The following is a 26,164-nucleotide window of genomic DNA, read 5'->3' as shown; positions in this document are numbered from 1 at the left end:
AGATCCGAGAAGGAAAAGATGCTTGCCGGTGAGCTTTATGATGCGAGTGATCCGGAACTGGCGGAAGCACGCTTGGTCGCTCGCGAACGTTGTCACGAACTCAATCACAGTTCACCTCGTGATGAAGAACATCGACGACGTATTTTGAAAGGGCTGTTCGCCAGCGGCGGAGATACGGTTTGGTTGGAACCGCCATTTCGCTGCGACTATGGAACCAACATCCATCTCGGCGAGCACGTCTACTTCAACTTTGATTGCGTGGTCCTGGACGTTTGCGACGTGCGAATCGGAGACTCCGTCTTCATTGCCCCCGGCGTCCACATCTACACGGCAACGCATCCCTTGGAATCACATCTGCGCCGCACCCAGGAGTATGGAAAACCGGTCACCATCGGAAACGATACTTGGATCGGCGGCAAAGCGGTCATTTGCGCGGGCGTCACGATCGGTGACCGCAGCGTGATTGGTGCGGGCAGCGTGGTGACCAAGGATGTGCCTGCAGGATCTCTCGTCGTCGGAAATCCAGGCAAAGTGATCCGACAAATCGACTGACGACGGGTTTGTAGTGACAGCGACCTACGTTCGTGATTGCATTTGTTACAGACAAAAGCAGAGAAAAACATTTTCATTGTCGAAGCAACTCGATCCAGCGTCACACGTGACAAACACTCGTGAATGGTAGCTTTGCCGGCTCCGCCGGTGCGTGAGAAGACCACCTGACCGAGGAGTGTTGTCATCCCAAAAAAACACAAGAACTTCGACATCACGCGCGACTTCGTGGCGGATACAAATCCAGAATCCGCATCAGGTTGGATCACGGGACATGGAGCTGTGTCCCAATCGAACCTTTGTCGATGAGAAACCAAGATGAAATTTGGATGGAAGGACTCTGTAGTCGCGTTCGCCGCTGTATTGGTGGTTGCCATGAGCAGTGATGCCAGCGCACAAAGCGGTTCATGCGGAGCGGCTTGTGCGGCCGCTCAAGCGGTGTCGCCGCAGGTGACTTATTCCGCACCCCCGGTGCATTCCACGACCAGCCTGTACACGTCGACTCAAGCGGCACCGATTGCAGTTGGATCAGGTTGTGCATCCGGCAACTGCGGCGGAACCGTCGCCTCGCCCCAACCCATTGCCCAGCCAACGATCCGTTACTCGACACCCGTCTCGACTCCGACCAGCTCGAGCTACACCAGCTACGCTCCGAGTTATCAGTCCACCCAAGGTATGCCTGTCTCGTCCGCGCCCACCAGTTCATGGCAAGGCGCCCGATACCAGACGTACTCGGCTCCGACTTGCTCCGGTGGCACCTGCTCGGCAAATCGAGTTTATCGCCAGCGCCGCTAATCGCGATCTAGAAGAAACTGCCAAAGACACGTGCCTCGAAAAAGGACAACGTGTCTGCAGATCCGCTGGCAGACGACGACTGACCGATTCCGTCGTATCATGGAGTCTTTTCGCAGCAGTCGGATTCAGTGTGACCAACCGCCACGCGCAACAAACGCCAAGCAACGAGACCGCGACCAGCGACACTCCCGTTCGGATTGTCTCGGCCTATCTCGCGGTGCAAGCCTTTGGCACGCTGGCGTGGTGGGTGCTGCTGTTCGCTATTCCATCCAGCATCGATTGGTTTCAGCCGAAGGTTTGGCCCGACGGTGCACTGCTTTCGTTTTGGATGGCGGACTTCGTGTTGATCATCGCTGGCTCACTCTTGGCCGCGATTTGCGTGTGGCGTCGAGCGTCTTCGGCCGCCACGTTGGTCTGGGTCGTTGCCGCGGTCACTTGGTACCCGACCTTGGTGTGCATCGCGACCAGTCTTCAAACCGGAGAAGCTTGGATCGCATCGGCGATGATGGTTTGCATGGCGGGGTTGTCGCTGGCCATGGCAACGATCCATGGAAACACTTCACAATCTCCTGCCACGATTCGTGTTGCTTCGATGAGTCCTGCCGTTGCAACCGCGTTGACTCTGGGGCAAACCGTGATCTTCTGGGGGACGTTTCTGTGGGTGCTGCCGATGGGAATCGTTGAACTGCAACTTCGACTCGGATGGCAAGTGTTTCAACATCCACTGCAGTCACCATTGTCCGGTGGTTTGTTTCTTGTTGCATCGTCGCTTGGGCTATGGAGCGGTATCACGATGGCGATTCGTGGCGATGGCACGCCTCTGCCCACGGTCACCGCACCTCGTTTGGTGATCGCCGGGCCGTACCGCTACGTTCGCAACCCGATGGCACTCGCGGGCATCGTTCAGGGCATCGCAGTGGGATGGTTCCTCGGCAGCCTTTCTGTCATTGCTTACGCCCTGTGCGGGGCAGTGGTCTGGCACGTCTTTGTCCGCCCGGTCGAAGAACGCGATCTTCAGCTTCGGTTCGGGGCAGACTATCATCGTTACCAGAAACACGTCCGACTCTGGATCCCCACGGTGCCTTTCTCTTGATCCACCGCATTGCAATCGCCGGCTACCGTTCGATTCGCTCGCTGACCGTGCGACTGGGTGAGTTGACGGTGGTCACCGGTCCAAATGGCAGCGGTAAAACCAATCTGTATCGTTCGCTGCGTTTGATCGCCTCCGCAGCCAATGGCAACCTGAATCAATCGTTGGCGGAAGAAGGCGGATTTGAATCGGTCCTTTGGGCTGGCCCAGAGACGATCCCCAACGAAATGAAACGCGGTGAGGTTCCCGTGCAAGGAACCTTGCGTCGAAAACCAATCGCATTGAAGCTCGCCTTCTCCGCCGATCCGATGAGCTACTGCATCGACCTTGGTCGCCCCGTTCCATCCAACTCCATGTTCGATGGTGATCCGGAGATCAAACGCGAATGCATTTGGACCGGGCCGACGCCGGATGCGAGATCGCTGTGTGTTGATCGCAAAGGAGCGAACTTGCGATGCCGATCGGGGAAAGGCAAATGGCAAGACATCGACTTGCATTTGTCTCGCGGGACAAGCCTGATGACCGAGTACGCCGATCCTTTTGCGGCTCCCGAGATCATCGTGATGAAAGAGCAATTGCGGGGTTGGAGGTTCTACGACACGTTCCGATGTGACTCGCACGCACCCGCTCGATTGCCATCGCCTCAGACGTTCACTCCGGTGATGGCCAACGACGGATCCAACTTGGCCGCGGCACTGCAAACGATCCGTGAGATCGGCGACAGTCACATCGTCGAACAAGCGATTGAAGAAGCCTTCCCTGGTTCGCAACTCTACGTGCAATCCGGCGAGAGCGGCATGCAAGTCGTGCTGACTCAGCCCGGCATGCTGCGTGGTCTCACGGCGAGAGAATTGTCCGATGGGACGCTTCGGTATCTGCTGTTGCTGGCCGCATTGTTCTCACCGCGACCACCCGAGTTGTTGGTGTTGAACGAACCCGAAACCAGCTTGCACCCGGACCTGATCGGACCGCTGGCAAACATGATCTGCCGAGCCGCCGAGCGAAGCCAAGTCATTGTCGTCAGTCACAATCAACATCTCGTTGCCCAACTGGAACGGGACGACATCTGTGTGCCGGTGCGCCTGAACAAAGCGACGGGTGAAACCATCGTCGAAGGAACCGACTTGCTGAGCCAGCACGGATGGAAGTGGCCGGCGCGTTAGGGGTTGCTTACGTGGGTGGCTGGGGAAGAACGCTTTTTCGATTCGGTGAGTATCAAGTGGGATAGGCTTCCAGCCTGTCATCTTCTTCACGAAAGGCTGGAAGCCTATCCCACTGATTTCTCTACCTTGTTCTGGGCGACTCGCAGGTCCGACGCTCAACTGAACCCAACATCACATCGGTTCAAAACCTGCCCGAAAATCATCCTCTCCTGAAAAGACCTCCGACAATCGCTCGAAAACACTCTTCTTGCCAGGTCGAATGAGAACCAAACCAACCCCCAACTCAAAATCAAGATTCAGTGGGCTCTCAGACAGCCCCTCAGCGACTTGAATTTCCTGTTTCCTCCCCTGCATCGGTGGTCTTGTAGATTCAACATCCTGATCAACAACCGCGAGCGATAAGTCGTCCACCCAAAGGCGACCAGCCCCGGAGAGAATCGCACCAAACGTCAGCACCGAAGCATCCTTGGGAACGTCCAAAACGATTTGCACTTCCTGCCAGTCATTGGTTCCCTCGATTCGGCGAGACTGCATGTTGTCGAACGCGACTGTCCCACGCTCGGCAGAATCGACTCGCAACCACAAGCCGGCAGCCTCCGTCTTGTCTGTCTTGATGAAACCGCTGAAACGAATCCGCTTTCCGGTGTACTCGGTAGCTTGAATCGCTTGGACGATCGTCCCGAAACTTGGCTGCCACGATTGACTGGTGCTTTCCAACGACGCACTGAACTCACCAGAGTGTTTGACTGATCGATCAACCAGCACTTGGTACCCAGCAGGACCTCCTCCCCAGTGCATTGGGAACCGATTTTCGAGTGGGTCGGTTGACTCAACATCGCCGTCATTCTCCGGTTGATTGTGCTCGTTGTCCCGATACAGTTCGTTTCGATTTGCCTCGGTCATTTTCGCATCTTTGATTGTTCGGACCTCACCTGTCTTGAGATCCTTCAGGAGAAGATGCACTGTGTTTCCAGGAAAATGATTCATCCCCCAGAGCACCTCAACCAAGTCCTCACTCAATCGTTTTTTCCACTTGCGACCGTAGCGCGACCGGGTTTGCCGACCCAAATATTTGCACGGAAACCGATCCACTGCCAGCCACTCATAGTCCTTGGACTCATAACGCACCAGGACTTTTCCATCCTCAAAATCCATCCGAGTGAACGGCGAGATCTTGGGCGGTTCCTGGCCTTCCATTCGCCGTTCAATCACGCTGGGTCGATCAGACGCTTCTGATGCAAGCAACGCGACCCTTGCCACCTGTGTCTCACCACGTTGAATGACGACGGACTGGTCCAACACCTCGAACCCGTCCGCTTCTCCAGCGATCTCAATCACATACTCGCCCGCCTTCACTTCGACGGATGCACCGTCGCTGGTTACCGTCAATTCCTCGACGACCTCATCTCCTTTGCGAATCACAATCGGCACGTTTGCGTCTGCGGCGCTTTCAATCCGGAGTGTTCCCTGGTCGGTCTGCAGAATGATGACGGTCGTCGCCCAAGCGAAGAAACCAAACATCCCGGCGGCAAGAAACCAAGGCAGCTTGCCATTGAAACGCCCGCCGATGCCGGATCCACTTACCAGCGTCTTAGCTTGCGATGCGGACTCAGGTGCTTTGGCGTTGGCCGGATCCAGCAAATGAGCTTGCCAAGCTGTTAGCAACTCAGCGACCTCCGACGAACTTTGGTAACGAAGGTCGGGATCTTTGCTCAGCAATCTCGCCACAATCGCATCAAGCCACTCGGGAACATCCGGGTTGATCTGTCGAAGCGATCTTGGTTGGTCGTTGCCAATTCGGTTGAGAACTCCCATCGTCGTTTCCGCTCGAAACGGGCTGCGACCGGACAACATGAAGTGGATCACGCTGCCCAGCGAAAACAGATCGCTGCGATGATCGATCGAATCCCCATGGGCTTGTTCGGGAGACATGTACTGCGGCGTTCCGGCGATCACGCCACTGCGAGTCATGCTGGCGTCGTCCACCGCTCGAGCCAAACCAAAGTCCGTGATTTGAACTCGCTCGACGCCGTTTTCGAGCAGCACGTTGGCGGGTTTGATATCGCGATGCACCAAACCTTGCTCGTGTGCAGCCGCCAAACCATCGGCGATCTGGGATGCGATGCGTACCGTTTCGATCAAGGACAACGGCCCGTCGCGATCGACTCGTTGTTGCAGGCTCGGGCCATCCACAACCGGCATGACTAAATAAGGCAGTCCCTCGTGTTCGTCGACCGTTTGAATCGGAACCACATGCGGATGAACCACCGCCGCGGCACTTTTGGCTTCCCGCGAAAAACGTTTGCGGGCGGCGGCGGACGTGGCCAACTCAGGTGCGAGAACCTTTACCGCGCAGCGACGGCCGAGTGATGTATCCGTCGCTTCCATCACGATTCCCATCCCGCCGCGGCCAAGGATTTGATGAATCTCATAGCGTGCAAAACGGCCGATGGATCCGGGGGCTTCGGAAGGCTGAAGGAACTGGATCCAACTCGAGCGATCCTTGGCTTCGGATTCGAATTCAAAGTCGTCCGAGCGGTGTTCGCCGCCGTTCGCGATCGGCTCCCGAAGCAACTCGCCGACTTCCTCCCACGTCACGTGATCGGTGACCAAACGCTCCACGTGAGCTTGACATTGCTCGCAGACCTCGATGTGCTGCGTGACTTCGTGCGTGTCCGCGTCCAAGCGATCGTGCAGGTAGTCGTTGAGCGTTTCTCGATCGTAGTGAAGTCCACCGTCGTGCTTCTCATCTCGAATGCGTGCGATCATGCTTCCGTCTCCCACTGACCAGAAATTGCTTGAGCTTCTTGTTGCAAACGAGCCAACACGCGGCACTTTGCCATTCGCACGGATCCCTCGGACTTCCCGAGCGATTCCGCGACGCAGGAGATGGATTTGCCCTCGACGGCCGTCATCCAAAAGGATTGCCACGTCGCGGGTTCCACATGCGGTTGCACACGATCGGCGGCGAGTTGGAATTGCTGACGACGCAGTTCGTGGTCGAACAAGGTGGCCGTTTCGTTGTCTCGTTCGGGTTGCTGCATCAACCACTGTTGAACCTGACTGTCACCCGATCCGACCGGTCCCTTGGAACGCGTCAGATGATTGACGACCAAGTTGCGAGTAATTTGGAACAACCAAGCACGAAACGAACCGCTGCCACGCGATTCAAACTTGGTCAGCGACCGTCGCACCGCCGCGAATACGTCTTGCGTCAAATCTTCCGCGTCCGCGTGCTGCAATCCTTTCGCCAAGGCAACCCGAACCACCAGCGGCCGATAGATCGTGACAAACTCCGTCCAAACTTCTTCCGAAGCCTGTTCATTCAGCTTGCCAATCAGCGACGCTTGTGTTTCCGGACCTTGCGACATTCTTTTCTCCTACCAGCCAAACACAGCGTTTCGAGATTTGTCACACAGGAAAACGGAAAATCGATCGAAAGATCAATCATCAATCGACGCCGGCGGCGGTCCCGATGAAAACCAAGGGTAAATCGCGGGGATTACAACGCAAGTTAGCAGTGTGCTGGTGATCAGGCCACCAATGACGACCGTTGCGAGTGGGCGTTGCAATTCCGCACCGTCGCTGGTGGACAGGGCCATCGGCAGGAATCCCAAACTGGCAACCATCGCGGTCATCAGCACCGGACGCAATCGATCGGCGGCTGCCCTTCGCGCCGCTTCCCGAGCCCCCGTGCCAGCGACGCGGTGATGCTCGGCATCACTCACCCATACCAATCCGTTCAAGACCGCCACACCAAACAGTGCGATGAACCCCACTCCCGCGGCAATGCTGAATGGCATGTCACGAAGCATCAACGCGAACACGCCACCACTGGCGGCGATGGGCACACACAAAAAGATCAGCGAGGCCAACGAAGCGGAATTGAAGGAGGTCAAGAGCAGTAAGAAGATCACAATCAAGATGATTGGTGTGATGATGGCCAAACGACGACTGGCGGATTGAAGGTTCTCAAAATCGCCTCCCCACCGCAGTTCGTATCCTGGCGGCAAAGTCACATCGCGAGCCACCATGGATTGTGCTTCGGTAACAAACGAAGCGACATCGCGTCCCCGCACGTTCGCTGAAACAAACGTGCGTCGGCGGCCGTCCTCATGCTCCACCGTGGGTGGCGTTTGTTCCAACTGAATGCCGGCAACCTCATACATCGGTACCGGCTTTCCTCCTGCCAAAGCAACGGGCAACTGCTTGAGCAACTCAACATCGCTCCGCCAATTTTCCGGAAGACGCACCTGGATCGGGAATCTCGCTCGGCCGTCAATCACTTCGCCCACCGGACGGCCGCCCAATGCATCCACCACATCCATGACTTGCTGAGCGTCGATGCCATACCTGGCCAACGCTTCTCGGTCAGGTTCGATCGTCAACGTCGCGAGTGTCGATTGAATGTCGGCCTTCACATCGGCTGATCCTGGGACACTGCGAAGCGTACGTTCGATCTGCTTGGCTTTCGTTGAAAGAGTCTCCAGGTCGTCTCCATACAAAAGCACCGCCACATCCGCCTTCACTCCAGCAACCAACTCGTCAACACGCATCTCAATGGGCTGCGTGAATCCAAAGGCGACGCCAGGAACGCTCTCGGAAAGCATCGCTTCCATCTCCGTGATCAGCTCTTCCCGCGATTTAGCCGTCGGCCATGTATCCGGCGGATTCAACATCACCCACACATCGCTTTGGTGAACCCCCATGACATCATTGGCTATTTCAGGTCGGCCGGTTTTTGTGAACACCGTTTTGACTTCCGGCAACTTCAACAATTCTGTTTCGACTTGCCGTGCCATGATCTCGGCACCTTCCAACGATGCACTGGGCAACCGGACCGCTTCGACCAACAGATCGCCTTCGTTGAGTCGCGGCATGAACTCGGCCCCCAAGTTCAGAGCCACGGGAATACTGACCGCGAAAACAAATGCGGCGACCAATGCGGTGACTGCGGGCGACTCGATCGCACGACCGACCAACGGCAAGTAGACCTTCTTCAACATCCGAATCGGCCACAGATCGTGATCATGCGGATTCTTTGGAAGTGCCAATGACGCGAGTGCGGGCATCAACGTCATCGACAAAATGAAGGAGCCGAAAAGAGCCAAGAGGACCGTCATCGCCATCGGACGAAACATTTTTCCTTCGGTTCCTTCGAGCAACAGCACGGGGACATAGACCACCGCGATGATCAGTTCACCAAACATTGTTGGCCCGCGAACTTCCATGCAGGCATCTCGGATCGTCGCCATTCGCGTCTTGGCTTTTCCTATCAATTGCGAATGCCTCGGCAAGCTGCCAGCCTCCGCTTCGCCGGATGCCTCCTCATCACCGGATTCTCTTTGTGATAGTCGACGAACACAGTTTTCGACCATAATGACGGAGGAATCCACGATCAATCCAAAGTCAATCGCCCCCAAACTCATCAAACTCGCGGAGATCCCCATAGCCAACATCATGTTGGACGCAAACAACATCGACAGCGGAATGGCCAACGCAACGATGATTCCAGCTCGGAGACTGCCCAAGGTGATCAGCAAAACGATGGCAACCAACGCCCCGCCTTCGAGCAAGTTCTTCATCACCGTGTGAAGCGTCCGATTGATTAAATCTTCCCGGTCATAAATCACGTCCAAGGTCACATCATCGGGAAGCGTCGCCTGCACCTCTGCAATCCGTTCTTTGATGCGTCCAACGACTTCGCGAGAGTTCTTGCCGATGCGCATCATCACCATTCCCGTCACCGCTTCGCCCCTGCCGTCTCGACTGACCGCCCCCTGGCGCGACATTGGTTCGATGATGACGTCGGCGACGTCAGACAACAGCAACGGCGACCCGTTTTCTCCCCGCCGCAAAACGATGCTCTTCAGATCATCCACGCTGGTGAGCAATGCCTGCCCGCGAATGAATCGCTGCTCGTCATGGTGAATGACATAGCCACCACCGGCGTTCGCATTGGCCGCTTCGATTCGCGAATAAAGTTCCTCCAGAGTCAAACCTTGATCCATCAAGCCATCTGGGTCAGGCCGAACCTCGAACGTTTTGTAGAAACCTCCCATCACGTTGATCTCGGTCACACCGCTGACTTCCTTCAACTTCGGTGCGATTTCCCAATCGAGCAACGTCCGCAGCTCCATCGGCGTTTTTAATTCGCTACGAACTTCGAACTGCAGGATCTCTCCCAACGCGGTGGTCATCGGCCCAACTTCAGGCGGGCCATAGCCTTCCGGCAAACTTGCCGCGGCTGCCGACAACCTCGAACCAACTTGTTGGTTGGCGAAGTACACATCGGTTCCTTCGTTGAAGACGATCGTGATGACCGACAATCCAAATTTAGAAACGCTGCGAACTTCGTCGACGTCAGGCAGTCCGCCCATCGACCATTCGATTGGATAGGTCACTTGACGTTCGACCTCGACCGGCGGCAACGATCCGGCCGACGTGATGACCGTGACCTGCGTGTTGGTCAAATCGGGAACCGCGTCAATCGGCAGCAACAGTGCGCTGCGGATCCCCAAACCTGCCATCAACAGAGTGCCGACGATGACCAAAAAACGATTCTGGAGCGAAAACTCAATCAGTCTTTGAAGCATGATCACTCCTCTCCTTCCAGCAGCAGTTCGCTCTTGAGAGCAAATGCACCGGAGACAACGACCAACTGCCCCTCCGTCAAACCTTCTCGGATTTCGACCATGCCGCCGCTCTGCGACCCAACCTCGACGGAAACCGATTCAAATCCGTCTCCACTGACCACGAATACACTCGTCTGGCCATCCAGATCCACCACGGCGGACCCAGCAACAAGAATCACGTCGTGCAGCGTTTCCGTTGGCACCGCCATGCGAGCGAACAAGCCCGGTCGAAAGTGCCACTTGGAGTTATCAATCTTTGCCACCAAAGGAATCGCCCCCGACGCCGGATCCACTTGTCGACCGATGGTGTATACCGTGGCAGGCTGCGGAGGCATGTTCATGGCGGGAGTGCTCACCCTCACAACGTCCCCCTCGCTGACATGAATGGACTGCCAATCCCGTCCGCGAATGTCCGCTTCGACCCACAAGCTCGATGTGTCGGCGATCACGAACAACTCGTCCTGGGCCGCCACTCGCTCCGAAGCCGAGAACGTCTTGCTTTCGATGGTTCCTGTCAGTGGAGACTGAATCGTCAACCGAGAAACATCGAGTTCATTGGGTGAGACATCCAATCCACCCATCGAATCCGCCAGTGTCCCCAGCAAGGTACCAAGCGTTTGTTTCGCGATCCGCAGTCGACGTTCCGCGTCGTTCCGCTTGGCTTCGGCTTGAATCATCGATTGCCGAGTTTGGAACAGCGATTGTTCGATGGCCGCTTCGAGCGCCGCTTCGCTTTGCTGCCGATCACTTTGCCGTTCCTGAATGACTCGACCACTGATCGCGCCGCTGTCACCAAGATCGCCAACCGAACGCGAAAGCTGGTTGGCAAGGTTTGATTTGCTGTACATCGTCAGCAATTGCCCGCCAAATTCGCCGATCGTTTTGTCTTTCAATGATTGCTTGATCGCATCAATCGCTTCCCCGGCACGAATCCGTTTGGCCAGATCCGAGACTCCAGCATGGCTGTCGGCTTCCCAGCGATAGGTTTCTTGGGCGAGGTCCAACTTCGCCTTTTCGCTCAAAATTTGGTTTCGAGCCGTTCCGATGGACGGACTGCGAAGCACCGCGACGGGTTGCCCACGATCAACCGAATCTCCAGGTTTGACCAAGATGGATTCCAACACACCGTCTGTTGGCGTCCGCAATGAAACGTGACGCGTGTCGTCGTAAGCGAATCGAGCCGGCAAAGTCCGTGTGACGACGAGCGTCCCACGCTGAACTTCTACCCAACGAATTCCTGCAACGTTGATCTTTCGATCGCTCAGACAAATTCGTTGTGCGTCGTCGAAGTCAATCGTCGGCGATGCCTCGCGGTCAGCTTCGTCACTTGCGGAAGCATCGACCTGATTTGTGCCCAATTCGCGGTTCTTCAAATTCCAGGCAGCAGCGACCACGACAAGTAGCGCAACGAGCGCGCTCAACCAATATTTTGATTTCATGTTGATGTTAATATAGAAAGGTTCTCGGGTTGCTCACGAACAACAAGGATCGTGAGCAAACAATCAAACGAGAACCAAAATCAACAACGCATCACGCAAGAAAGCGTGCAACGGTCGCGCTGCCATGACGCGGATGCAATCGGGATCCTTGGGTCGCAAACTGACCGCGTCGACGCCAACGTCGATTCATGATCAATGGAGACCAGCAACCACGAAAGGCTGGTCAATTGCTCCACCACCGAAACCAAACTTACCCCCGACTCACCAGCCGAACCGACATAGTCCCGGGGCGGAATCGGTAAACCATCGTGGGTTCCATCGTCATCGCAACGATGTGAAGGAAGCACCAAATGCCAATGGGCTTCGTCCGGCTCGAGACACTGAAGTTGCGACTCGGAATGCAACTGGCCCAAGTGGTTTTCCAAAGCCTGAGGAGCTTCGATGCAATCATGGCGGTGCATCATCGGCACCGGCAACGGAAGCAACATCACGCATCCCAACCACGCCAAACAAACACGCGCGTTCAAGCGGTTTTGAAATTTCGGGTGTGGTAAACTGGCAAACATAGCGATTAATTTTAGTCCAACCCAAAATGAACGAACAGTCCGATGTCCAGCAATTGGCAAATTTGAGCTGGTCAATTCGCTCCTCGCCATTGGCACGCCCACCATCGACAATTGCGAGCTTGCACCAACAACGAGATGACGCGGCAGCAGCCTCCTTTGCACCGAAAGCAATTTCATGAGCCGACTGGTCTATCTGGGTTTTGCGATTTGCTGCGTTGTTGTGGCATCCGCTTTATGGACGAAGATGCCATCCAAGACGACGGTTTCCGACATCGACATCCTGGAACAAACCTCGAACTTTGTCTTAGTCCGACACCAAGAAGAAACGGGCAAAATGTACCGTTCCTTTTTCGACGACTTCTCGGAACCTCAGTTCCGAAACTGGTTTGGCGAAGACCGCTGGACAACAATCGATACTCTCTCGCCCGCCTCACCGTCGCTGGAAGCCTACGTCACTCTGCGTCGAAAGATCTTTTCGGGCGAAAGCGATTTTTTGGACAACCGGATCGAGTCAGCGAACGGGATCGCAAAATTCACAGCGGTCGCGCCAACCGAATCGATGGTGACATCGAAGTCCATGTTGGAAAACAATCAACTCTGGTTCGTTGAAGGCGACGACCTTTGGTTCCGAGGCAGATACAAACTTCAATCCGGTGTTCCATTCACGATCGCCGACTTCCAAGAACGTGGACGGTACAACAGCCCCGGTCCAAGGATCACGATTTGGGATCAAAAGTATCTTGGCTATGAACTTAAATCAGGTTGGAAACCCAAACTGCGTCAGTCCAATGTGGAAGTACCAATCGGTGAGTGGTTCTTCTTAACAGTGCACCTCGTTTTGGATCACAAAAATGGACAAGTGCAAATCTGGCAGAACGATCAACTTTTGATCGATGAAGAGATTGCAACTTTGCCCGCATCGGACTCCTTGCTCAATGCCTTGGAAGTTGGAATCACCGCCACCGATCATGCGGCGGAAGTTTGGATTGACGAAGTTCAGATTTCTCACGAGCCCATCGAAATCAAAGCGATTCCCACCACGCAAACGGATTGAAGCGTCCTAAACGCTAGACTTGTCAAACACCACGTCCCTCATCGGCTGACGGGAACGTAGGCGAAGCCATCCGACTGCAAGTTGACGACGGCAGTCAAAGCTGAAACCGCCGTGTCGACAAACACGACCACTTCATCCGGTTTTGCTCCGGATGCAGTCAACGATTGGCCGCACACATACAAATCCACTCCGGCCTCGTGCAATTGATGCATCAGTTCCAGGTTCGGGTTGGTCTCTGTGCCAAACTTCGCCACGTAGGCATCGGAGTTCAGTACCGTCAACGTCGCTCCACCATGGAGGACCACCGCAATTTGAACTTCCGTCGGAAGTTCACCCGCACCCGCGTAGATGTTCAGATACTTCGCAACTTTCTCCAGCCCGGGATTGAGTTTGCCGGGTTCGGCACCGCTGGTTAAATCCACCAGCAACTTCGCCCCAACCTTCGGTTGTTGAACCGCGTTTGGCAGTCTCACGACCTTTCCGACACCTTCGATCACCGGTGTGGTTGCTTCAAACGTTTGCTTTTCATCACCCGCTGCGTCGCTGGACCTCTTGGGAACCGGATGATTCTTCATGGCTTCGGCGAATCCCCGCTCGACAAAACCAGAAACAGCTTTCGCGTGAGCTTGAATCAACTTCACCACGTAGGCGTCGTCGGAGGTTTCTGTCACACGAACACCTTTGTCGGTGTTCTCGTGAACCATTTTGATCTTGTCAGTGTGACGAAAGATCTCCGCAAACAACGGATCTCGCATGCGAATCGGATTGGTCTCTTCGATCCGATATTCCATCCACTCGACGTGCTCCTGAATCGCCTCGGCAATCTTCGGATCATCCGATTCGGTCACCGTTTCGACGCCGGCAGGCAACTCTTTGACCGTTCGCCGAATCGCATCATGGTTTTGAAGCAGGAACTGAAACACTTCATGGTCAGCATCGTGCCGGTCATCATGGCCAACCTGTTCGGCCGTCGGCCCGTTTCCTCCCGCTCCATTTTCTTCCACCCCATGTCGCTGGCCGTTCCTCATCCCACGGCCTCGACCAAAGCCCCGACCACTTTCCGGTCCACGTCCGGCTCGCGGCCCACGGCCAAAGCCTGACCCTCGCTGGACTTCTGACTGAGCATCGCTGGAATTCTCTTGCGTGAACCCTGGCAGGCTCACTAGGAACGACAAACACCCAAACGTCATCAAGCCAATCATTCGGTTCATTGAATCGTTCCTATTTCAAAGTTCGTGCTGGAAAAACATCTCAGTCAAAAGCCAACAGCAGCCTATTCGTCTGAATTCGCGGGCATGTGCTTCGCGATGTAGGCGGGTTCGCCCATTCGTTCCAGCAGATCCAGTTGCAATTCCAACCAACCAGCGTGACCTTCTTCGTCCACGGCAATGCGTTCGAACAACTGGCGAGTCCCGATGTCTCGGTCTTCGCTCGCTTGAATCGATGCGGTGGTGTAGAAGTCGATGGCTTCTTGCTCATCCGCCAAGTCAGATTCGAACATCTCTTTGAGAGTCTTTGCCTGAACAGGCGTTTTCTGCATCGTCAAGTTGGGATTCCCTTTCAAGAACAAGATTCGGTTCAAGAAGTCTTCCGAATGCCCCAATTCCTCATGCAATTCTTCACGCATCTTGGAAGCCAACAGCCCCATTCCCCAGTCGTCCAGCACACAGGCGTGCAACTGGTACTGGTGCGTCGCGGTCAGTTCCATGCCCAATGCTTTTTGCAAGTTCTCAATCGTTTGTGTCTTACTCATCACTCTTCTCCAAAGGTCACAGGAAAACTAATTTTGATGCGTGTTGGACGCGATGCTCGCTGAGTTAACATGGCCAAACGGCCCTCTGATCAACCAACATCAGTCAGTGATGTCATTTTCATTGCCGGCCAGTTTCCTCGATGGCTCAACAAATCATTGTATCGCCATGTCACGATATGTCAACCAGTCTTTCTTGCGTAAATGATCCCAAAGCAACTAGCTGATCTGCAATCATTCGGATCGCCGACGCCTCCACATTTTGAATCGCCAATTTAGAGAAATCGTGACATGAAATCAGAGCTGCCCGCGAAAGAACTGCCCGACCACCATTGCCCTGTTTGTGGTTCCAAACAACGCGTCTTTCTTCGCTACCCTTGGTACATCTGCAAAGAATGCGTGGCTCTGGCCGAGGACGGCGATGGTCGACGCCTGAACTTCGGGAACGTGAGCTTCTCGGGTGGCTTTTGCTTTGGCTACGTGGACGAACCGGACACCGAGTCCCGAGTATGCGGCTCCGTGTTTTGCCTGATCCATGGACGCCCCGTGTATGTGACCGAAGCTCGGTTTGGCGGCACCGTGGCTCAACCTCTGACTTCATCACACGCGGTCGGCATGCAGCTTTACGACAACGTTGATTTGCGACGTCGCACCACATCATAGGTTTTCTGCACTGGTTGTGAATCGCATCTACACGACGTTCCTGGATCGCATTCGTGTGCAGCGATCACGCAAAGCGATCTTGCCGACCAAAGGCATCGCAATAGACCAGCCGGCCATCCGAGAAACGTTTCAGAAAACTGGCTTGGAGACTCCGCAAGAAAAACACATCGTCGGGCATGCCCTCAAAGCAATGTTGAACGCCGAAGTCCGAGCTCAGTTGGAAATCAAATGGCGGATGCGACGGCGGGTTCACTATTCCAACAAGCCTCCGCCGAAGCTTATCACCGGCCGCCGAACCGACTCGCGAAATTGGGTCCTTCTCAACTGCATTGTCGGCGTGAATCGGATCGCGATCAACCGAGGCGATGTGATTTGGAACGGCAACTTCGATGCCCTCCACGATGTTAAAATCGCTCGGACGTTCATGGTGCGGTACATCGTCTTGACTGCTTCTAGCTCGGGAGCCCTTCGCAACGTCCACCATTGAGACAACACCATGCCCACCGAGACCTCCATCGCGAAACTCAACCAGTTCATCCGGTGGGGATCCGTCGCGGCAATCCTGATCGCGGTGCTGGTGATCTTCCGCACGCTTCCGATCAACCTTGTCACATCGGCAATGAACGAATGGATCGGAGGCCTGGGTTGGTGGGGCCCAATCGTTCTCGTGCTGCTGTACATCGTGGCGACAATTCTGTTTGTGCCTGGCACCATCTTGACGCTTGCCGCGGGAGCCATTTTTGGATTGGCTGTCGGAACCATCGTGGTTTCAATTGGTTCCACCGTGGGAGCCGCATTGGCGTTTTTGATCTCTCGGTATGTGGCCCGAGAGAAAGTTGCCAAGCTCGCCGAAGACAACCGTCGCTTCGCCGCCATTGATCGAGCGATCGAAGAAGGCGGGTGGAAGATCGTTGGGCTGCTTCGATTGTCACCGGCTTTGCCTTTCAACTTACAAAACTACTTGTACGGCCTGACTCCGATTCGTTTCTGGCCATACGTTTTCACCAGTTGGCTGGCGATGCTGCCTGCCACGTTTCTGTACGTCTACTTGGGGCACATCACGGGAGCAGCGGTCAGTGCTGACCGCGAACGCACACCTGCGGAATGGGCGATGCTCGCCGTCGGATTGTTGGCAACCATTGCGGTCACCATTTATGTCACTCGCTTGGCCAGTCGCAAACTGAACGAACAAGTCGACCAGGATCAGCGCGACGATACAGAGACACTGAACGAGCCCAAACCAACTGAAGATCCTAACACCCGCCGTACGTTCGCTCTGGCGGGTCTCGCCTTGGCATCGGTCTTGTTCGCCACCTACGTGTCGATGAACTCCGAACGAATCAAACAAACAGTGACGGGCTGGTTCGGTCCACCGGCGGTCGAGTCAACCGAATCTCATGACGTCAATCCCGCCGGACCCTCAATCGATCATTCGTTGCTAAGCGAGCTACTGGCGTCGCACGTTCAAGAAGGCGGCTGGGTGAACTACGAAGCCTTGCGAGACGACACCGGAAAGCTTGACCGGTACTTGAGCGTCGTTGCTTCCGCACCTTGGGACAAGCTCGGCCGCGACGAAAAGCTTGCCTTGCTCCTCAATGGCTACAACGCATCGACATTGAAATTGATCTTGGATCACTACCCCGTCCAGTCCATCAAAGACATTCCCGCCGCCGATCGCTGGGACGCCGTTCGATGGAACATCGGCGGCAACACATGGAGCCTCAACCAGATCGAACATGAACAAATCCGACCACACTTCAAAGAACCACGCATTCACTTCGCATTGGTGTGTGCCGCGGTCGGATGCCCGCCGCTCAGACGCGAAGCCTACGACGCAGATCGCCTGGACGAACAACTGGAGGATCAAACCCAGATTGTCCATGACCATGCCACTTGGTTTGAGTATCTCAATGGCGACAACGAACTCCGCTTGACCAAACTCTATGACTGGTACGGCGACGACTTCACGCAGGCGGCTGAATCCATCCCGCGTTTCGCGGCCTCTTATTCACAACCGTTGCAGCGTTCCATCGATTCCGATCAAACGCCGACCATCACCTGGTTGCCATACGACTGGTCACTCAACTCGAACCTGAATCGACAACCTCGATAGATCGACTCGATCAAACGACCACGCTCCTACTCCGAAGCTCTTCTCTCCGATCTGGCTCCCCCATGAACGCTCTGCTTCCCCGTGATGAACACAACCAACAACTGGAAGCCAACGTCCACCCAACCAACTGGAAAAACCCAACTCCCGACCAACCATATCATTTGGTCGTCATCGGAGCCGGAACAGCTGGCTTGGTCACCGCAGCGGGAGCGGCCGGGTTGGGCGCCCGGGTCGCGATCATTGAACGAGACTTAATGGGAGGCGATTGCCTGAACGTCGGATGTGTTCCATCCAAGGGCGTCATCAGCGCCGCGCGCGTCGCAGCGACCGTCAAAAACGCGTCGGACTTTTCGGTCAACGTGCCCGATGGTGTTGAAGTCGATTTCGATGGCGTGATGAGTCGCATGCGAGAGCTACGTGCGAAGATCAGTCACAATGACTCTGCCAAACGCTTCCAAGATCTCGGCGTCGACGTCTACTTCGGACAGGCCAGCTTTCTGGACTCGCAAACAATCGATGTCGCGGGAACACGCCTTCCATTCAAAAGAGCGGTGATCGCAACGGGAGCCCGCGCCGCCGCTCCACCGATCAAGGGTCTGGACCAAGTCGACTACCTAACCAACGAATCCTTTTTCTCGCTGACCGAACTTCCAAAACGAATTGGAATCATTGGGGCCGGACCGATTGGCTGTGAGATGGCTCAATCGTTTGCCCAGCTAGGATCGGAAGTCTTCCTGATTGAGTCCCAGCATGGAATTCTCCCCAAAGAAGATCGCGAAGCCGCTGACATCGTTCAAAAAGCGATGCTGGCGGATGGTGTTCAGTTGCTTTGTTGTGGGCACGATCTCGAAATCAAAAACGATGGTGGAATCCGTTTGACGGTCGACTCACATGGCCAGCACTACGACCAACCGGTCGATCAGTTGCTCGTCGCCGTGGGACGGGCACCGAACGTGGAGAAGCTCAACCTCGATGCCGTTGGAGTCAAATTTGACAAGAACGGTGTGGATGTCAACGACAACCTTCAAACCACCAACCCCAACATTTTCGCGGCGGGCGACGTTGCATCCAAGTATCAATTCACTCACGTGGCGGACTTCTTGGCTCGGATTGTGATTCAGAATTCGCTTTTCGCGATCGGGCCATTTGGGAAGAAGAAAGCAAGCGACCTGATCATCCCTTGGGCAACCTACACCAGCCCTGAGATTGCTCATGTCGGCATGTACGAACAAGACGCCAAGGACGCGGGCATCGATATCGACACGTACATCCAACACTTCGACGAAGTTGATCGGGCCATCCTCGAGGGCGACGAAGAGGGATTCGTCAGGATTCACACGAAAAAGGGCACTGACAAAATCATTGGCGCGACGATCGTCGCCAAAAACGCCGGCGACATGATCTCGGAAATCACCATTGCAATGAACAACAACGTGGGGCTGGGTGCGATCGCCAACGCGATCCATCCTTATCCGACACAAGCCGAGGCGATCCGCAAGCTTGGCGATCAATACAACCGCACTCGCCTGACTTCTTTCAACAAGACCATGTTGAACGCATTGATGCGATGGAACGTCGGTCGCTGACCAGCCCCACTGCGATTTTCCCAAACGAGATGACCAACTCCCTGCACCTGGCCCCAAGCTGCAGCCAACCGCAACTGCAAGGGTCGCCAAACATACGTAATCCGCATAGACTCCTGACGCAAAGCCAACCATCAACAGCCCATTTGGCGACATTCTCGTTGGAATTTCCTTGCCCCCAAGCCCAGGTGGATATCGGAACGGCCGAAACAAGTCGGCACGCTGGACGTTGCCAGCTTTAGCATTGCGCGAAATTTGCGCATCTGTATCAGGAATCGCGTGCAGGTGAATCATGCCCCGGCATGAAAGCAACCAAGTACACGAACGATGTCCGCTGTCGCGTCTGCAACAATCCCTTGCGTTTCCCCGCAATTAGCAGCAAAATGCCACTGTTCGGCACAAACAACACGCAAAAGAAATCTCAATGCGTACTTCCACGCTCGTTCTATGCATTGGCTTATGCATTGCTGCCGTAACCGTCATCAGTTGGTTCATGATTTCGGCCGATCAACAACGCCAGCACGTCAACGAGAATGCAGCACGAGCGATTGACACGACCGAACGGCTGGAACGTGAAATTGGATACGGCGGGCTCATTCACAACTTCAAAAACTATGTCCTTCGTCCGACCGAGTCCCAGTACTACGAAGACGCGATCCAGAACGCTGAAACTGCGTTTGGGCTGATTCTCGAATTGGAGCAGATTGACCAGGGCCCCATCCAAGGCAGGCCACTACCGGAAACTCGGCGCATGGTCGCGGAGTATTCCGATCAACTGCAAATTGTTCATGAAATGGCCAGCAATAACGCGTCCGCGCGTGAAATCGACGATGCAGTTCGCTTTGATGATGCGCCCACTTTGAACGAACTGCAAACAGCTGTCGATTCGCTCAATGGAGCCTATCGAGCTGAAGCTGGCCGCCTAGAACGACTCACTCGGATGCTGATGATCCTCAACGTCGTCCTCGGTCTGGGCACTGCGATCACGCTGGCGACCTTGAACGTCCGCCAACACATTAAGAACCTACAAAACCAAGTTGTTTACATCGAACTGCTCGGTCAAAGCGGCGGAATTTGGAACTGGAATCGCCAAACCGATGAGGTCCAGTACGCACCGAAATTCAGAGAAATGCTGGGGTTCGCGGGGAATGACACGGATTCGTTCCCCGAAAACATAAAAGCCAGCCGTGATCGAATTCACGCCGATGACATGGCGGTTTTCGAAGAAAGGCTGGCGAACCAGCAGCAAACGCGCAAACCTTTTAGCGTGGAATTTCGCATGCTCGACAACAAAGATCGCTATAGATGGTTTCGAACGCATGCCCACACGCTGTTTGATCACGACGGAACCCCGATCCGAACAGCAGGAACCATCTTCAACATTGAAGACAGCAAGAAATATGAACACGAGCTTCAAGAAAGCAATCAGGAACTCCAACGCTTCGCCTTCGCAGCATCGCACGACCTTCAAGAACCCCTGCGAGCGATCACTGGATTCAGTCAACTTCTCCAGCAACGGCACACCAACTCGCTCGACGAAAAAGGACAAGGCTACCTGAGGCACATCGTGGAGGGCGTTGGTCGAATGAAAACGCTCATCGACGATATTTTGACGCTTTCGCGAGTGGGTCAATCCGAACTGGAATTTGCAGAGATTGATCTCAACGACTGCGTGCGAACCGCACTTCAGAATCTTTCGCAAACGATCCAAGAAACCGAACCCGAGATCCAGATCGGAGAGCTCGGTACTGTCCACGGTCACGAAGGTTTCTTAGTCGAACTGTTTCAGAACCTAATCAGCAACGCCATCAAGTTCCGCAAAGCAGGGCAAACAGCCAAGATCAACATTGACTCCCGATCCGATGGATCTCGACTCAACATCACTGTCGCAGATCAAGGAATCGGAATTTCGAAAAGTCACCACGCTCAAGTCTTTGAGTTGTTCAAACGTTTGCATCGTCGAGAACAAATCCCGGGCACTGGCATTGGCCTGGCCCTTTGCAAACGAATCGTGGAGCGTCACCACGGAACCATCTCGCTTCTTTCAGAACAAGGCGAGGGCGCAACCTTCCGTGTCTCCCTCCCTATCGCTACCAAAACCGAATCATCCGCTCAGGAAGCTCAACATGCCAAACCAAGAGAAACCCATCGACATCCTGCTGGCCGAAGATAGCGAAACCGATGCAGAACTAACCATTGATGCATTGCAACAAGGTAAGATCCACAACAACATCTATCATGTTTGGGACGGTGAAGAGGTGCTACGATTCCTTCGCAAGGAGGGCGAGTACAAAGATGCAGTTCGCCCCGATTTGATCCTTCTCGATCTCAACATGCCTCGAATGGACGGTCGAACGGTTCTCAAAGAAATCCGATCCGACGATCTGATCAAGGCGATTCCGGTGGTCGTTTTAACTACGTCCAGTCAAGAACGTGACATCCACGAATCATACGGGCTGGCCGCCAACAATTACATCGTCAAACCAGTCGACATTGTCCAATTCTTTGAGGTGATTCAAAGCGTCCAGGAATTCTGGGTCAACGTAGTCAAGCTACCGAAGAAATAGATCAACGTCAGCAGAAATCGCCAACAACACACGAATGCCGGAGCATTCCGTTGGTCGCACTCCTAATTGAACACGTCTACTGAGACACATCACGGGCACCCCCAGCAACAATCCAGTGCTTGTGATCGACATTGGAGCTTCCGCCGGCGTCGGGCCCCATTGAAGAATTCTTCGATCACATGCCTCCCGATACGGGAATGTCATTTGTCGTCATCCAACTCTTGTCGCCTCACTTCAAATGCCTGATGGACGAACGGTTGGCTCGTCACACCAAGATGGCGATCCACAAGGTGAGGATCGCAAAAGTGCGATCGTGATCATTTTTGGTCTTCGCGTTCTCCGCGATGATACCAATTCCCACGATCAACGTTAGAAATGCGACTGCGTCTCGTTCGAATTGGATTGCGGGCTCCTGGGGTGCGCCATCGACATGGCGCACACGCAACTCTCCACCGCGATGTAGATCAGCTTGCGTTCAGCGGTCGCTCCATACAATTCGTCTGCCAAACGCTTTCAATGTCTGAGAAGTCGGACACACAATTTCCTCAAGATGCTTTCCGAACGCGGAACGATCGGTCAGATTCAGATGAGTCCAATATTTCGATCTGTTCGATGCTTTCCATTGCATCTTGCACCTCTTCGAAAGACTGAGTCGTCCGAATCCAAACGACGAGCTCGCCATCGAATGCACGTACCCTCCATTGCCGACCCTTCAGTGCGGAAACGATTTTGAACCGCATGGATTCCGCGTCCCGGCCTTCTGAGAATTCGATCAAAACTCGAACCGCTTCCTCCGCCGGCACCCCGAAGGGATTGACCGAACGAAACACATCTGGTGTAGATAAATTCCCCGGGTGACCATAGGGAAGCGGATGAGCATGCCCGCGCGGTCCAACAGGACTGGGGAACTCATTGGAGACGTCCTGCTCGTGCCAACTGGCATTGGGAATGGGAGGTGCCGATAGAACAGTGGCAAAAACAATCACTGCCATGAAAGCGGCTTGAGCGACGTAGGTCACGGCCAAGGCTCGCGCGATTCCGATCCAGTACCACAGTGAGATCATGACGATCCCAACCAGGAAAATGAATGCCACCTGCATGAGCACCGCGGTGCCACCACCCTGCAATCCACTGAAGTCCAAATTCGCGGCCGCACCGCTGCGATTGAGTCGCATGCCTACTTTAAGCAGCACGACCCCGGCAATGCAGAGCACTCCTGTCGTTCCCAAACCGGCGGCCGCACTGACGAAGGTACTGCCCAATTCGCCAAAAACCCGTTTCAGAACATGCAACCGAGGCAGGAACAACAGCCCAATCGCGATTGCTCCCAATACGACCTCAAAGATCCCGACGATGAACATCGGCCACGGTGCAAGCAAACTGAGGCAGAGATTCAGAATGGCGAATGAAGCGACCACGACATGAAACTTATGCGTCTTCACCCAGGCCAACACGCCGTTTTGGCTCTTCTTCCCGTGTCGATTGATTGGGCGAGCGACCCCGGAACCTCCCGCGCCATTCGTCCCCGCGAAGGATCGCACCGTGGCGGGTTGCTGAGGTAGCGTTCGAGTCACCGCCCGCGACGAGGATGCACCGGCGGGCCGCGTGGGCTTTCGGGTGGATGCCGCCGGACGAACGGCCGCTTTTGCCGCTACAGGTTGGCTCGCAACAACAGGCTTCGGGGAAGGCAAGCGAAATTGCGTTTGGCAATGAGGGCACCTCAGACGCTTTCCTGCTGCCTGATCCGAGACTTTGAGGGTGCGCTGACAACCGGGACACGAAACATTCATGAATTGCGAGGCCAATCATAAAGCGGACTTTTCAACGACATCCTCCATGCAGAGTCGTCTTCTTCTGACACCACTGGGTCCCGGGAAGTTCCATCGGGCTATTGGTGCTCCCTCATAAGAAATGGAGAGGGTAGACGATAGAATGCATTCAAAAGGCAACGTCCACTACGCGCATCCGCTCAACCTGCGATAATGGCGTTTCATCCTATCCGATCCCATCAAACTAACTTTTTCGAATGAGTGACCTGCCAAATTGCCCCGAGTGTGCCGGCGAATTCACCTATGAAGATGGCATCCTTTTGGTTTGTCCCAGCTGCGGGCATGAATGGTCGCCAGCTGAGGCCGAGGCCGCGGCGGAAGCAAACGTCATTCGCGACGCCAACGGGAACGCACTCGAAAATGGCGACACGGTGGTTGTCATCAAGGACTTGAAAGTCAAAGGTGCCGGGCAGACGGTCAAAGTGGGCACCAAAGTCAAGAACATCCGCTTGGTCGATGGCGACCACGACATCGATTGCAAGATCGACGGCATCGGTGCGATGGGCCTGAAGTCGGAATTCGTCCGAAAAGCGTGAACCGGCGTTTCGCGTTGTCAATCGAAGCTTGATTGAGGCAGCAGCCGTTCCTGCGATACTCGCGGAAAAATCAGGCCAGCGAAACTTCAGGAAGCCCCATCAGCGACGCCGTCTTTTCTCGCGGAACGCAGATCGAAACTTTCGTTCCGGTCTCAAATGATTCTGCCATGATCGTGCCTCCATGAGCTTCAATGATTCGTTGGCAGATCGGCATCCCCAGCCCCGTCCCGGTGGGCTTCGTGGTGTAGAACGGCTCAAACATGTGGTTCGCTTGCTCTTCGGTCAAACCGGGACCGTTGTCCTTGATGCGAACATGAACTTGTCTTTCGTCACAACTGCAATCCATTTCGATTCGAACGGATCCATCCGTTGCCTCCAAAGCGTTGGTGAACAAATTGCGGAAGACTTGTTCCATCCGGCAGACATCGACTTCGACCTCATGCTCGCACGTGGACGCCATTTCGATCAACTTTGCATCGCGGAGTCGCCATTTGGATTCCAAGTCATTCCATGCTCGCTGCCAGATGTACTCCAAGTCGACACGTTCGAGCTTGGTATGAATTGGCGCCGCAAAGGCCCGAACACTTTCCAGCAATGTCGCTAGATCAGAGGCGGCTCGCTGAATGGCAGACAATTCTTCTTCTGAATCCGAGTCGTTGCGAATGTCCATTGCCAGGACCTCGGACGCCGCCTTGATTCGCTGAATCGCATTCCGGCTTTCATGTGCTAGTGCAGCGACGGTTTCCCCAATTGCTGCCAAACGCTCGGCGCGAACAGCACGTTGTGTGGCTTCCGCTAGGTCCGACACATCAATGCCGATCGACAAAACAAACTGCGGGCAACCTTCGTCATCATTCAACTTGGAATTGGACCAACGGAATTCGCGAGCCTCGCCGTTTTTACAGCGAATCCGGTTGGTGACACCTCGCGAAGATTCCAGTCTCGCGGTGGTCTCGAAGATCTGACTGAGCCGATCAAGATCATCGGTGAAGATACATTTTTCAAACCAGTTCTCTCCTATGAGGTCATCTTGTGTCCAACCAGTCAACTCCGTCAAGAACCGGTTGAAATGAACGACTTGGCCATTGAAATCCAAAACCAGGATAATGGCTTCGGCGGTGGACTGAAGTCGCTCAGCAAAGGCGTGCTCCTTAACCAGCTCCTGCTTTAGGACACGACGATCAAGGATCCGACGCACGGTTTGGATCAGATCTTCAGGAATGATTGGCTTGATAACATAGTCCGAAATCCCCTGCCGAAAGGCTTTGATGGCCGCCTGCAGATCGCTGTAACCCGTCACCACAATCACCGGAGTTTTCGCGCTCGCGGCAAGCAGATCTTGCACTCGATCCTCGATCAATCCGTCTGGAAGACGCCGGTCGGTCAGAATCAACCCGAATCGTTTTTTCCCGAGAACTTCCAACGCCTCATGAACGCTCGCCACGATCGTGACTTCGAATCCTTCGATTGATAACACGTCGGACAAAGACTCGGCCGCATCGAGGTCGTCCTCAATGACAAGGATGTGGTTAAAAAATTGCATGAGAGTCTTGAAGGACGAGAGAGGAGAAAAAGCGAACGTCAGTGTCGCGTCTTGCAAACACGAACAAACTTTTGATCAAAGCAGTCAAACGTTTTTGAAACATGCAGCGAGTTGATTGACTCGCAATTGATTTGCCGACCGTGACATCCGGAAACCCCGACGTTTCGCGAATGATGTGCCACGTTGAGAACGTGACAATCTCACGTCATAGAATCTGGGTCAGCACGCAGTTAGTTATCGCAAGCTTGGTGAAATCGACCGGAACTTCAGCGAAACCCCGCCTCAAGAC

At 54.7% G+C, this 26,164-nt stretch carries 22 protein-coding genes; 13 read left to right on the top strand and 9 right to left on the bottom strand.

The genetic code is table 11. The features are described from left to right. The first annotated feature begins 18 nt into the window (after positions 1-18). From CEE69_RS18740 to CEE69_RS18725, 4 genes are all read left to right on the top strand, one after another. Entirely contained in the window at positions 19-552 is a 534-nt protein-coding gene (locus CEE69_RS18740) for a sugar O-acetyltransferase (RefSeq protein ID WP_315852532.1), read from the top strand. 315 nt (positions 553-867) lie between these two features. Then, entirely contained in the window at positions 868-1,344 is a 477-nt protein-coding gene (locus CEE69_RS18735) for a hypothetical protein (protein WP_099262129.1), read from the top strand. 130 nt (positions 1,345-1,474) lie between these two features. Then, the gene (locus CEE69_RS18730) at positions 1,475-2,437 is read left to right on the top strand and encodes a methyltransferase family protein (protein WP_099262128.1); all 963 of its coding nucleotides are present in this window, start codon (positions 1,475-1,477) and stop codon (positions 2,435-2,437) included. Beyond that, complete coding sequence (locus tag CEE69_RS18725; RefSeq protein ID WP_099262127.1) at positions 2,434-3,597, top strand: AAA family ATPase; 1,164 nt, start codon at positions 2,434-2,436, stop codon at positions 3,595-3,597. The genes CEE69_RS18730 and CEE69_RS18725 overlap by 4 nt, the downstream gene beginning before the upstream one ends. Positions 3,598-3,768: 171 nt before the next feature. On the opposite strand, the gene CEE69_RS18720 is transcribed toward CEE69_RS18725, so the two are convergent. The 5 genes from CEE69_RS18720 to CEE69_RS18700 form a co-directional block, all read right to left on the bottom strand. Further along, positions 3,769-6,366 (bottom strand): serine/threonine-protein kinase, encoded by a 2,598-nt coding sequence (locus tag CEE69_RS18720; protein WP_099262126.1) that lies wholly within the window; start codon positions 6,364-6,366, stop codon positions 3,769-3,771. Continuing rightward, positions 6,363-6,968 (bottom strand): RNA polymerase sigma factor, encoded by a 606-nt coding sequence (locus CEE69_RS18715; protein WP_099262125.1) that lies wholly within the window; start codon positions 6,966-6,968, stop codon positions 6,363-6,365. Before CEE69_RS18715 ends, CEE69_RS18720 begins: the two co-directional genes overlap by 4 nt. Positions 6,969-7,040: 72 nt before the next feature. Beyond that, positions 7,041-10,199, bottom strand: a complete 3,159-nt coding sequence (locus tag CEE69_RS18710) for an efflux RND transporter permease subunit (protein WP_099262124.1) — start codon at positions 10,197-10,199, stop codon at positions 7,041-7,043. Further along, positions 10,196-11,653 carry an efflux RND transporter periplasmic adaptor subunit gene (locus tag CEE69_RS18705; protein ID WP_233215380.1) on the bottom strand — a complete coding sequence of 486 codons (1,458 nt, stop codon included), beginning with the start codon at positions 11,651-11,653 and terminating at the stop codon, positions 10,196-10,198. The genes CEE69_RS18710 and CEE69_RS18705 overlap by 4 nt, the downstream gene beginning before the upstream one ends. Positions 11,654-11,751: 98 nt before the next feature. Further along, positions 11,752-12,159, bottom strand: a complete 408-nt coding sequence (locus CEE69_RS18700; protein ID WP_233215379.1) for a hypothetical protein — start codon at positions 12,157-12,159, stop codon at positions 11,752-11,754. Between the two features lie 253 nt (positions 12,160-12,412). Between CEE69_RS18700 and CEE69_RS18695 the strand changes: the two genes are divergently transcribed. Next, positions 12,413-13,291 carry a membrane or secreted protein gene (locus CEE69_RS18695; protein ID WP_099262121.1) on the top strand — a complete coding sequence of 293 codons (879 nt, stop codon included), beginning with the start codon at positions 12,413-12,415 and terminating at the stop codon, positions 13,289-13,291. A gap of 38 nt (positions 13,292-13,329) precedes the next feature. Here CEE69_RS18695 and CEE69_RS18690 read toward each other — a convergent pair whose 3' ends face one another. Beyond that, the gene (locus tag CEE69_RS18690) at positions 13,330-14,502 is read right to left on the bottom strand and encodes a DsrE family protein (protein ID WP_099262120.1); all 1,173 of its coding nucleotides are present in this window, start codon (positions 14,500-14,502) and stop codon (positions 13,330-13,332) included. A gap of 62 nt (positions 14,503-14,564) precedes the next feature. Continuing rightward, positions 14,565-15,044 carry a bacterioferritin gene (locus CEE69_RS18685; RefSeq protein ID WP_099262119.1) on the bottom strand — a complete coding sequence of 160 codons (480 nt, stop codon included), beginning with the start codon at positions 15,042-15,044 and terminating at the stop codon, positions 14,565-14,567. A 288-nt stretch (positions 15,045-15,332) separates the two neighbouring features. Here CEE69_RS18685 and CEE69_RS18680 point away from each other — a divergent pair, with 288 nt between their 5' ends. The 7 genes from CEE69_RS18680 (at position 15,333) to CEE69_RS18645 (ending at position 22,284) form a co-directional block, all read left to right on the top strand. After that, a complete protein-coding gene (locus CEE69_RS18680) occupies positions 15,333-15,704 on the top strand; it encodes an ADP-ribosylglycohydrolase (RefSeq protein WP_099262118.1) in 372 nt (123 codons plus the stop codon). A gap of 16 nt (positions 15,705-15,720) precedes the next feature. Further along, positions 15,721-16,191: a hypothetical protein gene (locus CEE69_RS33255; protein ID WP_233215378.1), complete on the top strand. Its 471-nt coding sequence runs from the start codon at positions 15,721-15,723 to the stop codon at positions 16,189-16,191. A 9-nt stretch (positions 16,192-16,200) separates the two neighbouring features. Then, positions 16,201-17,817, top strand: coding sequence for a VTT domain-containing protein (locus CEE69_RS18665; protein ID WP_099262117.1), 1,617 nt, complete (start codon positions 16,201-16,203; stop codon positions 17,815-17,817). Between the two features lie 62 nt (positions 17,818-17,879). Then, complete coding sequence (locus tag CEE69_RS18660; RefSeq protein WP_099262116.1) at positions 17,880-19,403, top strand: mercuric reductase; 1,524 nt, start codon at positions 17,880-17,882, stop codon at positions 19,401-19,403. Positions 19,404-19,893: 490 nt separating this feature from the next. After that, positions 19,894-21,573, top strand: a complete 1,680-nt coding sequence (locus tag CEE69_RS18655) for a sensor histidine kinase (protein ID WP_099262115.1) — start codon at positions 19,894-19,896, stop codon at positions 21,571-21,573. Next, complete coding sequence (locus CEE69_RS18650; protein ID WP_099262114.1) at positions 21,527-21,967, top strand: response regulator; 441 nt, start codon at positions 21,527-21,529, stop codon at positions 21,965-21,967. The genes CEE69_RS18655 and CEE69_RS18650 overlap by 47 nt, the downstream gene beginning before the upstream one ends. 179 nt (positions 21,968-22,146) lie before the next feature. Next, positions 22,147-22,284 (top strand): chemotaxis protein CheB, encoded by a 138-nt coding sequence (locus CEE69_RS18645; protein ID WP_143549285.1) that lies wholly within the window; start codon positions 22,147-22,149, stop codon positions 22,282-22,284. A gap of 228 nt (positions 22,285-22,512) precedes the next feature. Here CEE69_RS18645 and CEE69_RS18640 read toward each other — a convergent pair whose 3' ends face one another. Next, positions 22,513-23,658, bottom strand: coding sequence for a hypothetical protein (locus CEE69_RS18640; protein ID WP_233215377.1), 1,146 nt, complete (start codon positions 23,656-23,658; stop codon positions 22,513-22,515). A 335-nt stretch (positions 23,659-23,993) separates the two neighbouring features. Here CEE69_RS18640 and CEE69_RS18635 point away from each other — a divergent pair, with 335 nt between their 5' ends. After that, entirely contained in the window at positions 23,994-24,332 is a 339-nt protein-coding gene (locus tag CEE69_RS18635) for a zinc ribbon domain-containing protein YjdM (protein ID WP_099262112.1), read from the top strand. 70 nt (positions 24,333-24,402) lie between these two features. Here the strand turns inward: CEE69_RS18635 and CEE69_RS18630 are convergent, their stop codons facing one another. After that, positions 24,403-25,875: an ATP-binding protein gene (locus CEE69_RS18630; protein WP_099262111.1), complete on the bottom strand. Its 1,473-nt coding sequence runs from the start codon at positions 25,873-25,875 to the stop codon at positions 24,403-24,405. Positions 25,876-26,164 lie beyond the last annotated feature (289 nt).

Origin of the sequence: Rhodopirellula bahusiensis (assembly GCF_002727185.1) — a bacterium.
Taxonomy (GTDB): Bacteria; Planctomycetota; Planctomycetia; order Pirellulales; family Pirellulaceae; genus Rhodopirellula; species Rhodopirellula bahusiensis.
The sequence above is the reverse complement of the archived record's forward strand: the minus strand, read 5'-3'. Positions and strand labels throughout refer to the sequence as shown.

Coding starts and splice junctions, on each gene's coding strand:
- CEE69_RS18685 (WP_099262119.1), bottom strand. CDS start 15,044: ATGAGTAAGACACAAACGATTGAGAACTTGCAAAAAGCATTGGGCATG.
- CEE69_RS18660 (WP_099262116.1), top strand. CDS start 17,880: ATGAACGCTCTGCTTCCCCGTGATGAACACAACCAACAACTGGAAGCC.
- CEE69_RS18655 (WP_099262115.1), top strand. CDS start 19,894: ATGATTTCGGCCGATCAACAACGCCAGCACGTCAACGAGAATGCAGCA.
- CEE69_RS18665 (WP_099262117.1), top strand. CDS start 16,201: ATGCCCACCGAGACCTCCATCGCGAAACTCAACCAGTTCATCCGGTGG.
- CEE69_RS18635 (WP_099262112.1), top strand. CDS start 23,994: ATGAGTGACCTGCCAAATTGCCCCGAGTGTGCCGGCGAATTCACCTAT.
- CEE69_RS18695 (WP_099262121.1), top strand. CDS start 12,413: ATGAGCCGACTGGTCTATCTGGGTTTTGCGATTTGCTGCGTTGTTGTG.
- CEE69_RS18650 (WP_099262114.1), top strand. CDS start 21,527: ATGCCAAACCAAGAGAAACCCATCGACATCCTGCTGGCCGAAGATAGC.
- CEE69_RS18630 (WP_099262111.1), bottom strand. CDS start 25,875: ATGCAATTTTTTAACCACATCCTTGTCATTGAGGACGACCTCGATGCG.
- CEE69_RS18680 (WP_099262118.1), top strand. CDS start 15,333: ATGAAATCAGAGCTGCCCGCGAAAGAACTGCCCGACCACCATTGCCCT.
- CEE69_RS18740 (WP_315852532.1), top strand. CDS start 19: ATGCTTGCCGGTGAGCTTTATGATGCGAGTGATCCGGAACTGGCGGAA.
- CEE69_RS18715 (WP_099262125.1), bottom strand. CDS start 6,968: ATGTCGCAAGGTCCGGAAACACAAGCGTCGCTGATTGGCAAGCTGAAT.
- CEE69_RS18645 (WP_143549285.1), top strand. CDS start 22,147: ATGCCTCCCGATACGGGAATGTCATTTGTCGTCATCCAACTCTTGTCG.
- CEE69_RS18735 (WP_099262129.1), top strand. CDS start 868: ATGAAATTTGGATGGAAGGACTCTGTAGTCGCGTTCGCCGCTGTATTG.
- CEE69_RS18700 (WP_233215379.1), bottom strand. CDS start 12,159: ATGTTGCTTCCGTTGCCGGTGCCGATGATGCACCGCCATGATTGCATC.
- CEE69_RS18720 (WP_099262126.1), bottom strand. CDS start 6,366: ATGATCGCACGCATTCGAGATGAGAAGCACGACGGTGGACTTCACTAC.
- CEE69_RS18690 (WP_099262120.1), bottom strand. CDS start 14,502: ATGAACCGAATGATTGGCTTGATGACGTTTGGGTGTTTGTCGTTCCTA.